We start from the raw sequence: 12173 nt of genomic DNA on the forward strand, positions 1-12173 counted from the left end.
CATATAAAATGTTAAGCAAAGAAATGGTAGATATATTTATATTAAACAAAAAATATACTGTACCTTCAAGCCTTACAATCATGGATTCCATGGAGTATGCAGGGTACCAATTAGTTAGAGGATGTGGATGCAGGGGTGGTTTTTGCGGTGCATGTGCTACGATATATAGAATTAAAGGTAAGAAAGAATTAAAGGTATGTTTAGCATGCCAAACCAAGGTTGAGGAGGGTATGTATCTAACGCAATTACCATTCTTCCCTGGAGATAAAAAATTATATGATATGAATGACTTAGAACCAACTGCTGATACAATGATAAAGCTTTATCCTGAAATATATAGCTGCATTGGATGTAATTCCTGTACGAAGGGGTGTCCGCAAGACCTTAATGTTATGCAATATATTGCGTATGCACAAAGAGGAGAAATTGAGAAATGTGCTCACGAATCCTTTGACTGTGTTATGTGCGGAATCTGCGCTTCAAGATGTCCTGCTAATATAACTCATTACCAAGTAGGTGTCCTTGCACGTAGGCTTACAGGTAAGTACATTGCCCATGAAACCTTAGATTTAACACAAAGGGTAAAAGAAATTGAGGAAGGCGTGTATAACGATTCAATGAAGGAATTAATGATTAAAAGCATTGATGAATTAAAAGAAATGTATAATACAAGGGATATTTCAAAGTAAAGATTACCTTAAAATCACATAAAAATATAGCAATATCAGGGAGGTATTTAAATGTATACAGCAGAAATGAGGGAGCTAATAAAGAAAGTCGAAGCTACCCGTCCTGCAAGACTGGGAGTTCAGTTTCCAAGGATGAGTGCCAAGGAGAAGGTAGATATATTAGAACAGAATTATCCTGATTATAAAGATGAACAATTTAAAAACTTAAGTGTAGGACCCAATAAAGGAACAAAAGCTCCGCTAGAACTTGCACAGCTTCTTGAAGGCAAAAGTAGAATTCAAAATTTGGATATGGATTTAACTAAACCAGACTATGACGTTGATGTATTAATAATAGGTGGAGGAGGATCTGGAGCTTCGGCAGCTCTAGAGGCTCATAAAAAAGGTTCAAAGGTATTAATTACTACGAAATTACGTTTTGGAGATGCAAATACTATGATGGCTGAAGGTGGAATCCAAGCTGCAGATAAGCCTGACGATTCTCCAGAAAAACATTACCTGGATGTAATGGGAGGGGGACATTTTACCAATACACCAGAACTTGTTAATGCTCTAGTAATGGATGCTCCAGGATCAATCAAATGGCTAAATGAACTCGGAGTTATGTTTGATAAAGAAGAAGATGGAACCATGGTTACTACCCACGGAGGTGGAACTGCTAGAAAGAGAATGCACGCTGCTGCCGATTATTCAGGAGCTGAAATTATGCGTGTGCTTAGGGATGAGGTGCTGAATAAAGGAATTGAGGTGGTTGAATTCTCACCAGCTGTAGAGATAATCATGGACAAGGATGGTAAAGCTGCTGGAGCAATATTATTTAATCTTGAAACTGAAGAGTATTTAATTGCAAGAGCTAAAACCGTTATTATTGCTACAGGTGGCGCTGGAAGACTTCATTATCAAGGTTTTCCAACATCAAATCATTATGGCGCTACAGCAGATGGACTAGTACTAGGATACAGAGCAGGAGCAGAACTTGCATTCGCTGATGCTGTGCAGTACCACCCTACTGGAGCAGCATTCCCATCACAAATATTTGGCGCACTTGTTACGGAAAAAGTTCGTAGTTTAGGAGCAACACCTTTAAACATTCATGGTGAGCAATTTACTTATCATCTTGAAACGAGAGATGTGGAAACATCTGCATTAATTAGAGAATGTCATATAAGAAATAATGGTATTGACACAGCTGCTGGCGAGAAAGGTGTATGGCTAGATACTCCACTAATAGAAATTATTAATGGGGAAGGAACCATAGAGAAGAGAGTTCCTGCCATGCTCAGGATGTATCAAAAATTTGGTATTGATATGAGAGTAGACCCGATTATCGTATATCCAACTCTTCATTACCAAAACGGAGGCCTTTTAATAAATGAAAACGGTCAAACCAAAGTGGAGAACCTCTACGTGGCAGGAGAAGCTTCAGGTGGAATTCACGGTAGAAACAGACTCATGGGTAATTCACTATTAGATATTATTGTTTTCGGACGTAGGTCTGGAGCTCATGCTGGTGAAAAGAGTAAAGACGTTAAGGTGAAAGAATTGAATCTTAACCATGTTAAAGCATACCATAAAGAACTCCAAGAAAACGGTGTAGTTACAGAAAAAGTTTCACCTATGCTACTACCACATTATTCTCACGGAAGAGAAAATGATAAATAACACTGTATAGTTTGATTTTTGAGAAAAATAAGAATTTTTATTTTTCTCAATAAAAATAGATTATATGTTAAAAAGTTCACAATTCTGTTTGATAATCAAAAATAAAAAAAAAGGGGAATGATAAATATGGATATTAAAGAACAAGCAATGCAAGCTCATAGAGAATGGAGAGGTAAAATAGAAGTAGTTTCCACAGTACCTGTAAAAGATGGTAAGGATCTTTCTATAGCTTATACGCCAGGAGTTGCAGAACCTTGTCTTGCAATTCAAAAAGACATAAATTTATCATATGAACTTACAAGAAGATGGAATCTAGTAGCAGTTGTAACAGATGGCAGTGCTGTTTTAGGCCTTGGTGATATTGGACCAGAGGCGGGTATGCCGGTAATGGAAGGTAAATGTGTATTATTTAAAACATTCGGAGATGTAGATGCTTTCCCTCTATGCATCCGTTCAAAAAACGTTGATGAAATTGTAAATACCGTTCGTTTACTTCAAGGTAGCTTTGGTGGCATTAATCTAGAGGATATAAGTGGACCTAGATGTTTTGAAATCGAAAGAAAACTAAAAGAAGTATGTGATATACCAATTTTCCATGATGATCAGCACGGAACCGCTGTTGTAGTTCTTGCGGGTATACTTAACTCACTTAAAATAGTAAATAAAGATATTAAAGATATTAAGGTTGTAGTAAATGGTGCAGGTGCTGCCGGTGTTGCTGTAACAAAATTACTAATGAGCATGGGCGTTGCTGAAGTCATTATGTGTGATAGAAAAGGTGCAATCTATGAAGGCAGAGAAAATCTTGGTGGTGAAAAGGATTTAATGGCAAAAAATACAAATCATGATAAGATTAAAGGGACTTTGAAGGAAGTAATCGTTGGAGCTGACGTTTTCTTAGGAGTATCAGATGCTAATCTAGTAAGCCAAGATATGGTGAGGTCAATGGCAAAGGACGCTATTATATTCGCTATGGCAAATCCAAACCCAGAAATTCTACCTTCTTTAGCTAAGGAAGCTGGTGCAAGAGTCGTTGGTACTGGTAGATCAGATTTTGCGAACCAAATTAACAATGTATTAGCATTCCCTGGAATATTTAGAGGTACATTGGATGTTAGAGCAAGCGACATAAATGATGAGATGAAGATTGCTGCAGCAGTGGCCTTGGCTTCATTGGTTAGTGATGAAGAATTAAACGAAGACTTTGTTATTCCGTTTGCATTTGATCCAAGAGTAGGTAAAACAGTTGCTGAAGCTGTGAAAGCAGCTGCTAGACAATCTGGAGTAGCTAGAATATAATAGTAAGGTAAGTTATTATGAGCTAGAGAAAAACAATGGAAGGAGTTGTAGGTTAATGCGGAAAGTAGATGTAAAAGAAATAGTAAATGCTTTAAAAGATATGAGCATAAAGACGAATTTTTATGTGGGTGAAGACGTACTATGTGCCTTTGATGAATCTCTAAAGACAGAAACGTCCCCTGTAGGAAAAGAGATAATAAACAACTTGATTGAAAATGCAAATATTGCTAAAAATGACCAAGTTCCAATTTGTCAGGATACGGGTATGGCTATAGTATTTATGGAAGTAGGTCAAGAAGTTGAGTTAATTAACGGAAATATTACAGAAGCCATTAACGAAGGAGTTAGACGAGGGTATAAGGAAGGATATTTAAGAAAATCTGTTGTAGAAGATCCCTTACTTCGAAAAAATACAGGAGATAATACACCTGCTGTGATTTATTATGATATTGTACCGGGTGATAAAGTGAAAGTAACACTAGCTCCAAAAGGTTTTGGATCAGAAAATATGAGTAGATTAAAAATGCTTAAACCATCAGATGGGTTAAATGGAGTGCTTGATTTTGTTGTAGAAGCAGTTTCACTTGCGGGTCCTAATCCATGTCCACCTATTGTTGTAGGTGTAGGGATTGGAGGTACATCAGATAAAGCAATGTACCTTGCAAAGAAGGCATTAACAAGAAATATTGGCAGCCATAATGAAACAGAGCATTTAAAAGAAATTGAATTAACTTTGCTTCGAAAAATTAATGAACTAGGCATAGGACCTCAAGGATTAGGTGGAAATACAACAGCCCTTGCTGTTAATGTGGAAGCTTTTGCAACACATATTGCTGGACTTCCTGTGGCTGTTAATATTAACTGTCACGTGGCAAGACATGCAGTAACAATCATATAAGGAGGGGAAAAGATGGAAATCAAACACATATCTACTCCTTTAACACAGGAGAAAGTTAAGGATTTAAAATCAGGAGATGCTGTTTTAATATCTGGAACTATGTATACAGGAAGGGATGCAGCGCATCAGAAACTAGTAGATGCAATTAACAATGGCGATAAATTACCTTTTGATCCAAAAGATGCCATCATTTACTATGTAGGACCTGCTCCAACTAAACCAGGGAATATAATAGGGTCTGCTGGACCTACTACAAGTTACAGAATGGATGATTTAACTGTACCACTTCTCGAACTAGGCCTTACAGGAATGATTGGAAAAGGATTTAGAAGCCAAACTGTAATAGACTCAATGGTTAAGAATGGTGCAATATATTTCGCTGCCACTGGTGGCGCAGGAGCACTCATTGCCAGTACAATAACAGAATGCGAAATTATTGCTTATGAAGAACTAGGGCCTGAAGCAGTTAGAAAACTGACAGTAAAAGACTTCCCTGCTGTAGTCGTAATAGACTCTAAAGGAAATAATCTTTATGAATCAGAAAGAAAAAAATATCAAAAATAGAATTAATGAGAATATATAATTCATTAAAAAACTGTAATAGTACAATGTGTTGTAAATATGCAACTTGTTGCATATTTACATTTACAATTTTATTGGGAGAAGTTATATTGTTAAACATTATACAATCATTAAGTTAGTAAAGTTTTTCATTTATAGCATACATCAATTTTGGTGTAGAATTGCACCAAGCAAATGTGTGTTCTAACCATATCATTACGGCTGCTACCTGAATATACATGAATTATGAAGTTGGCATGAAAATTGCTATATATAATTATGAAACTAATAAATAAAATAACTAAACTTAAAATAAAAAGGAGCTGTTTTTAATGGGAATGATGACTGGAGAACAATATGTAGAAAGTCTTAGAAAATTAAAATTAAATGTTTATATGTTTGGAGAAAAGGTAGAAAACGTAGTGGACAACCCTATAATTCGACCTTCAATGAACTCAGTTAAAATGACTTATGATTTGGCACAAATGCCTGAATATGAAGATTTAATGGTTGTTAATTCTCCTATTACAGGAGAGAAAATTAACAGATTTGCAAATCTTCATCAAAGTACTGATGACCTAATTAAAAAAGTTAAAATGCAAAGATTATGTGGACAAAAAACTGCTTCATGTTTCCAAAGATGTGTTGGTATGGATGCGTTTAACTCTGAATATAATACTACTTTCGAAATTGATAAAGAACATGGAACTGATTATCATGAAAGATTTAAAAAGTTTTTAACATATGTTCATGACAATGATTTAATAGTAGATGGAGCAATGACAGATCCAAAAGGAGATAGAGGTTTATCACCATCAAAACAAGAAGATCCAGACATGTTTCTTAGAGTAGTTGAAAGAAGACCTGATGGTATTGTGGTTAGAGGAGCAAAAGCTCATCAAACTGGTATATGCAATTCTCATGAAGTTTTAGTTATGCCAACTATGGCTATGAGACCAGAAGATAAAGATTATGCAGTTTCATTTTCAGTGCCAACAGACACAAAAGGCATTATTATGATTCTTGGACGCCAGTCTTGTGATACAAGAAAAAGTGAAGAAGGCGCAGATCTTGATGTTGGAAATTATAACTTTGGTGGAGTAGAAGCTTTAACAATATTTGATGATGTATTCGTACCGAATGATAGAATATTCTTAAATGGAGAAACTGAATTTGCAGGAATGCTTGTTGAGAGATTTGCAGGATATCATAGACAAAGTTATGGTGGATGCAAAACTGGAGTAGGTGATGTGCTTATTGGAGCTACTGCTCTAGCTGCAGAATATAATGGAACAAGTAAAGTATCACACATTAAAGACAAGTTAATAGAAATGACTCATTTAAATGAAACTCTATATGCTTGTGGAATTGCATGTTCTGCAGAAGGTCATAAAACTGAAGCAGGTAACTTCATAATAGATTTATTGCTTGCTAATGTATGTAAGCAAAATGTTACAAGATTCCCATATGAAATAGTAAGACTTGCTGAAGATATTGCTGGCGGACTCATGGTTACTATGCCTTCAGGTAAAGACTTTACAGGTGAATTAACTGGACCTTACTGCAAAAAGTACTTACAAGGTGTTGCATCTGTTTCAACTGAAAATAGAATGAGAGTATTAAGATTAATAGAAAATATGTCGCTTGGAACAGCTGCAGTTGGTTACAGAACAGAATCAATGCATGGTGCAGGTTCACCACAAGCTCAAAGAATAATGATAGCAAGACAAAGTAATTTAGGTCATAAAAAAGCTTTAGCAAAAGTAATCGCTAGGGTAGATGATGCTAAAAATGAAACATCAGCAGAACCATTAGTTGCAGCTACTACTAAGAAATAAGATACTAAAAGAATTTTTAATATATATGGGGTGTCGTTATGTTTGCTGAAATTGAAAAAATCCTAGAAGTGACTGTTAGGCCAAAACTAGCAGAGCACAATGGGAATATTGAACTTGTTAGCGTTGATGATGGAATAGTTCAAGTTAAGCTTTTAGGTGAATGTAGTGGATGTTTATCCGCAAAATATACCGTTGAAGATTTAGTTGAAACTCCACTTAAAGAAGCAATACCTGGTATTAAAAAGGTAATACTTAAAAATGAAGTAAGTGAAGATTTATTAGATCAAGCAAGAAAAATTTTAAGAAATAGTAAAAGATAATGAGGATGAATATTGGTATTAAATATTGTGGAGGGTGTAACCCAAGGTATGATAGAGCAGATTTAGTGTCAAGGTTAAAGAAACATATTGGTGAAGCACACAGTATTGAAACCTCAAAGCAAGAAATTATTTATGATATAGTTGTTGTTTTATCGGGATGTACAAGTGCTTGTGCACAGCACAACAATCTTCAGGCTAAATATGAAAAAATATTTATAACTAGTGAAAGTGATTATATTAAATTACTCAATATTATAGACAAAATAAAAAAATTGTAACTTAGGGGAGTGATAATCATTAATATAGATGAAACTTATAAATCGAAGGTTATTACGGCTAAGCAAGCTGTCTCAAAAATAAAATCTGGAAACAGAGTAGTTACAGGACATGCTTGTGCAGAACCAACAGAACTTATAGCTGCAATGGTAGCCAACTGTGAAGCTTATGAAAATGTTGAAATAGTGCACATGGTGGCAATGAGTGGTAGTGAATATGCAAAGGTTGGCATGGAAAAACATTTTAGACATAACTCATTATTTGTAGGCGGAAGTGTAAGAGAAGCAGTAAGTTCAGGAAGAGCAGATTTTACGCCTTGTTTCTTTTCTAAGGTTCCAGAGTTATTTACAAATGGAAGTTTACCAGTAGATGTAGCACTTGTTCAAGTTTCCACACCTGATAAATATGGATATTGTAGTTTAGGTGTATCTATTGATTATTCAAAACCGGCAGCAAAATCTGCAAAACTTGTGATTGCGGAAGTAAATGCTAAAATGCCGAGAACTATGGGAGACTCTTTTATACATATTTCTGATATAGATTACATTGTAGAATCAAATCATGAAATAATAGAGCTTCAGCCTCCTAGAATTGGAGATATTGAGAAAGCTATCGGAGAGCATTGTGCGTCTTTAGTTGAAGATGGTTCAACACTTCAACTTGGAATAGGAGCTATACCAGATGCAGTACTTTTATTTTTGAAAGATAAAGTGGACTTAGGTATACATTCAGAGATGATATCAGACGGAGTAATAGACCTAGTTGAAGCAGGAGTTATAACCAATAAGGAAAAAACAATTCATCCAGGAAAAACAGTAGTAACTTTCCTTATGGGAACTAAAAGACTTTATGATTTCGTTGATAATAACCCAATGGTTGAAATGTATTCTGTAGATTATGTAAATAATCCTATTACAATTGCTAAAAATCATAAAATGGTTTGTATAAATTCAGCAATTCAAGTAGATTTAATGGGACAAGTCAATGCAGAAACTATAGGATTAACGCAGTTTAGTGGAACTGGTGGACAAGTTGACTTTATTAGAGGTGCATCTATGGCAAAGGATGGTAAGTCTATCATTGCTATGCCTTCTACAGCAGGCAGAGGGAAGATTTCTAGAATTGCATCGATGCTTGATGAAGGCGCTGCCGTTACAACACTTAGAAATGATGTACACTATGTAGTTACAGAGTATGGAATTGCAGAACTTAAAGGTAAAACATTAAGTCAGCGTGGTAAATCATTAATTGAGATTGCTCATCCAGATTTTAGACCTGAACTTATAAAACAGTGGGAAATTAGATTCAAAAGAAAATTTTAAATAGGGGATGGTATAATGAATACTGATAGAATAAGAAATGCCTGTTTAGAAAGTAAAATAGTAAGCGCAGAAGAAGCTTCAACACTAATTAAAGATAAAATGGTGGTTGGAGTAAGTGGTTTTACACCATCTGGTTATCCAAAGGCTGTTCCACTAGCATTAGCCACCAGAGTAAAAGCTACTGGTGAAAAAATGAAATTAACCTTATATTCAGGTGCTTCCGTTGGACCAGAAATTGATAAAGCATGGGTTGACGCAGGAATTATGGCTAAGAGACTGCCATACCAAACTAATACTGAACTAAGGAATAGCATAAATATAGGTGAAGTTGATTATATAGATATGCATCTAAGTCATAGTAGTCAATATGTGGATTTTGGAATGCTTCCAAAAGTGAATGTAGCAATTATTGAAGCTGTTGCAATTACAGAAGATGGATGTATTGTACCTTCTACCGCTATTGGAAATGCAGCGTCTTATATAAAAAATGCAGATTTTGTAATTGTAGAGGTTAACGAAAATCAACCTATTCAATTAGAGGGAATGGCAGATATATATATGACAGAAAAACCACCTTTTAGAAAACCAATTCCACTAATGCACCCAGGGGATAGAATTGGAACTACCTGCATACCTTGTGGAATTGAAAAAATAGCAGCAATTGTTATGACAGATTTAGTAGATCAGACAAGGCCATTTGCGCCAATTAACGAAGGCTCAAAGAAAATATCTAAAAATTTAATTAGCTTTCTAGAAAGTGAAGTAGAAAAGGGTAGACTGCCAGAGAATTTATTACCACTCCAATCTGGTGTAGGTAGTGTTGCCAATGCGGTACTTGGAGGTCTTTGTGAGTCTGATTTTAAGAATTTAACTTGTTATACAGAGGTAATTCAAGATTCTATGTTAGATTTATTAAAATGTGGGAAGGCAGAAATGTTATCTTCCACGGCTATAAGTCTTTCTCCAGAAAGAATGGTTAAATTTAAAGAAGAAATAGATTTATATAAAGAAAAAATCATTTTAAGACCTCAAGAAATAAGTAATAATCCTGAGATAGCAAGAAGAATAGGTGTTATTGCTATGAATACTGCTATAGAAGTAGATATTTATGGAAATGTAAACTCGACACACATAATGGGTAGTAAGATGATGAATGGTATCGGTGGCTCTGGAGATTTTGCAAGAAATGCATATTTAACAATTTTCACAACAGAGTCTATTGCAAAGAATGGAGATATATCTTCAATTGTTCCAATGGTATCTCATGTAGACCACACAGAGCATGATGTTATGGTTATTGTAACAGACCAAGGTGTAGCAGATTTAAGAGGATTATGCCCTAGAAAAAGAGCAATGGCAATTATTAATAATTGCGCACATCCAGATTATAAAGAAAAACTTATGAGATATTTTGAAGATGCGCAGCTTACTGGAGCAAAACATACACCACATAACCTTGAGAAAGCTTTAGGATGGCATAGTAGATTTTTAGCGACTGGATCTATGAAAGAAAAGAAAATAGATGAAGCTAAAAAAAATGCTGATAAGTCATATAAAGATATAGTTAACAAATAAAAGCAACATAATTTAGGAGGAATTCACAAATGGATAACAAATCAATAATTAATGAAATGATGGTAAAGGCAAGAACAGCTCAAGCAGGTATTGCAAACTATAATCAAGAACAGGTAGATGCACTAGTTAAAGTAATTGGTAAAGTTATATACGATAATGCTGCAGTGCTTGCAAGAGAAGCAGTTGATGAAACAAGAATGGGAGTTTATGAAGATAAGGTAGCTAAAAACATGGGTAAGCCAAAGGTTATCTGGAATAGCTTAAGAGGCAAAAAGTCTGTTGATATAATTGGATCAGAAGAAGGAAAAGAAGGAATATCACTAGTTGCAAAGCCAAAGGGTGTTATAGCTTCTATTACGCCAACAACTAACCCAATAGTTACACCTATGTGTAATGCTATGTTTGCACTAAAAGGAAGAAATTCAATAATCGTTGCACCGCACCCAAGATCTAAGAACTGCTCAGCTCATGCAGTTAAGTTAATGAATGACGAGTTAAGAAAACTTGGAGCACCAGAAAACCTAATCCAAATAATATCAGAACCATCTGTTGAATTAACATCAGAATTAATGTCAGCTGCTGATACAGTAGTAGCTACTGGTGGAATGGGAATGGTAAGAGCTGCTTATTCAAGCGGAAAACCAGCATTTGGAGTTGGAGCAGGAAATGTTCAGGTTATTATTGATAGAGAATATAATTTTGATCAAGCTGCTAAAGATATTATAGCAGGAAGAAAATTTGATAATGGAATTATCTGCTCAGGAGAACAATCTATTATTGCTCCAGTTGAAAAACATGCTGAAATTATGAAGGCATTTGCTGATAATGGCGCATATTACATTGAAGATGAAGCAACAATTGAGAAATTTAGAAGTGTTATGTTCCCAGGTGGAGTAATAAATGGTAAACTTGTTGGTCAATCAGTTCAGTTTATTGCTGATTTCGCAGGAGTTGTGGTTCCTGAAGCTACAAAAGTTGTTATATTAAAAACTAAAGGAATAGGAGAACTTGATTTGCTTAACAAGGAAAAAATGTTCCCATTTATGATAACAATGACTTACGATACTTTTGAAGAAGCAGTTCAATTAGCTAAAACAAATCTTTTATTTGAAGGTGCAGGCCATACTACAGCTGTTCATTCAGATAATAATGCTCATATTGAATATGCAGGTAAAGAATTACCAATAAGTAGATTAGTTGTTAATCAAACATCATCTACAGGAGCAGGTGGAAGTTTGAAAAATGGATTTAACCCATCTACAACTCTTGGTTGTGGATCTTGGGGAAATAATTCAATATCTGAAAACTTTACTTATTATCACTTAATAAATATATCAAGAATCGGATATTTTAATAAAGATGCAGTTGTTCCAACTGATAGTGAGATTTGGGAATAGAATAAGCTTTTAGTTTAGAGATATATAACAAATTCCATAGAGAATTTAATCTCTATGGAATTTATTAAAACACTATAATTTCGATAAATAGGAGAGTGTAAATTATGAAATTACTTCAAGTAAAGCCACAGGTTTATAAATTTGAAACTTGCAAAGAGTTTGCAGAAACCTTCAATATAGGAGAAGGAGATTTTGTTTTAACAAATGATTTTATATACACACCAGCTATGGGAGAACTTAACTTAAAGGCTGACGTGTTGTTCCAAGAAAAATACGGAACGGGAGAACCATCTGATGAAATGATTAATGCCATTATGAAAGATATGGAAGGCAAAA

11 protein-coding genes and 1 pseudogene are annotated in these 12173 nt (G+C 34.9%); all 12 read left to right on the plus strand.

Annotated elements, in window-relative coordinates:
* The first annotated feature begins 8 nt into the window (after nt 1-8).
* The gene (locus ACJAX4_RS06565; protein ID WP_435788651.1) at nt 9-689 is read left to right on the plus strand and encodes a 4Fe-4S dicluster domain-containing protein; all 681 of its coding nucleotides are present in this window, start codon (nt 9-11) and stop codon (nt 687-689) included.
* 51 nt (nt 690-740) lie between these two features.
* Nucleotides 741-2351, plus strand: a complete 1611-nt coding sequence (locus ACJAX4_RS06570) for an FAD-dependent oxidoreductase (RefSeq protein ID WP_435788652.1) — start codon at nt 741-743, stop codon at nt 2349-2351.
* Between the two features lie 126 nt (nt 2352-2477).
* Nucleotides 2478-3650: an NAD(P)-dependent malic enzyme gene (locus ACJAX4_RS06575; RefSeq protein ID WP_435788653.1), complete on the plus strand. Its 1173-nt coding sequence runs from the start codon at nt 2478-2480 to the stop codon at nt 3648-3650.
* Nucleotides 3651-3705: 55 nt separating this feature from the next.
* Nucleotides 3706-4548 (plus strand): fumarate hydratase, encoded by an 843-nt coding sequence (locus ACJAX4_RS06580; protein ID WP_435788654.1) that lies wholly within the window; start codon nt 3706-3708, stop codon nt 4546-4548.
* A 12-nt stretch (nt 4549-4560) separates the two neighbouring features.
* Nucleotides 4561-5112 (plus strand): Fe-S-containing hydro-lyase, encoded by a 552-nt coding sequence (locus ACJAX4_RS06585; RefSeq protein ID WP_435788655.1) that lies wholly within the window; start codon nt 4561-4563, stop codon nt 5110-5112.
* Between the two features lie 329 nt (nt 5113-5441).
* Nucleotides 5442-6947, plus strand: coding sequence for a 4-hydroxyphenylacetate 3-hydroxylase family protein (locus ACJAX4_RS06590; RefSeq protein ID WP_435788656.1), 1506 nt, complete (start codon nt 5442-5444; stop codon nt 6945-6947).
* 38 nt (nt 6948-6985) lie between these two features.
* A complete protein-coding gene (locus ACJAX4_RS06595; protein ID WP_435788657.1) occupies nt 6986-7267 on the plus strand; it encodes a NifU family protein in 282 nt (93 codons plus the stop codon).
* A 5-nt stretch (nt 7268-7272) separates the two neighbouring features.
* On the plus strand, nt 7273-7545 hold the full coding sequence (locus ACJAX4_RS06600) for a hypothetical protein (RefSeq protein ID WP_435788658.1): 273 nt from the start codon (nt 7273-7275) through the stop codon (nt 7543-7545).
* 18 nt (nt 7546-7563) lie between these two features.
* Entirely contained in the window at nt 7564-8865 is a 1302-nt protein-coding gene (locus tag ACJAX4_RS06605; protein ID WP_435788662.1) for an acetyl-CoA hydrolase/transferase family protein, read from the plus strand.
* 15 nt (nt 8866-8880) lie between these two features.
* Nucleotides 8881-10440 carry an acetyl-CoA hydrolase/transferase family protein gene (locus ACJAX4_RS06610; RefSeq protein ID WP_435788659.1) on the plus strand — a complete coding sequence of 520 codons (1560 nt, stop codon included), beginning with the start codon at nt 8881-8883 and terminating at the stop codon, nt 10438-10440.
* A gap of 29 nt (nt 10441-10469) precedes the next feature.
* Nucleotides 10470-11837, plus strand: a complete 1368-nt coding sequence (locus ACJAX4_RS06615) for an aldehyde dehydrogenase family protein (protein ID WP_435788660.1) — start codon at nt 10470-10472, stop codon at nt 11835-11837.
* A gap of 104 nt (nt 11838-11941) precedes the next feature.
* Nucleotides 11942-12173, plus strand: a pseudogene (locus ACJAX4_RS06620) (4-hydroxybutyrate dehydrogenase); the annotation flags it as partial.

Source organism: Clostridium sp. (genome assembly GCF_051278035.1).
Taxonomy (GTDB): domain Bacteria; phylum Bacillota; class Clostridia; order Clostridiales; family Clostridiaceae; genus Clostridium_AD.

What these genes read in the sequence shown, in the direction of transcription:
- ACJAX4_RS06565 (WP_435788651.1), top strand. Translation starts at nt 9, where the DNA reads ATGTTAAGCAAAGAAATGGTAGATATATTTATATTAAACAAAAAATAT.
- ACJAX4_RS06570 (WP_435788652.1), top strand. Translation starts at nt 741, where the DNA reads ATGTATACAGCAGAAATGAGGGAGCTAATAAAGAAAGTCGAAGCTACC.
- ACJAX4_RS06575 (WP_435788653.1), top strand. Translation starts at nt 2,478, where the DNA reads ATGGATATTAAAGAACAAGCAATGCAAGCTCATAGAGAATGGAGAGGT.
- ACJAX4_RS06580 (WP_435788654.1), top strand. Translation starts at nt 3,706, where the DNA reads ATGCGGAAAGTAGATGTAAAAGAAATAGTAAATGCTTTAAAAGATATG.
- ACJAX4_RS06585 (WP_435788655.1), top strand. Translation starts at nt 4,561, where the DNA reads ATGGAAATCAAACACATATCTACTCCTTTAACACAGGAGAAAGTTAAG.
- ACJAX4_RS06590 (WP_435788656.1), top strand. Translation starts at nt 5,442, where the DNA reads ATGGGAATGATGACTGGAGAACAATATGTAGAAAGTCTTAGAAAATTA.
- ACJAX4_RS06595 (WP_435788657.1), top strand. Translation starts at nt 6,986, where the DNA reads ATGTTTGCTGAAATTGAAAAAATCCTAGAAGTGACTGTTAGGCCAAAA.
- ACJAX4_RS06600 (WP_435788658.1), top strand. Translation starts at nt 7,273, where the DNA reads ATGAATATTGGTATTAAATATTGTGGAGGGTGTAACCCAAGGTATGAT.
- ACJAX4_RS06610 (WP_435788659.1), top strand. Translation starts at nt 8,881, where the DNA reads ATGAATACTGATAGAATAAGAAATGCCTGTTTAGAAAGTAAAATAGTA.
- ACJAX4_RS06615 (WP_435788660.1), top strand. Translation starts at nt 10,470, where the DNA reads ATGGATAACAAATCAATAATTAATGAAATGATGGTAAAGGCAAGAACA.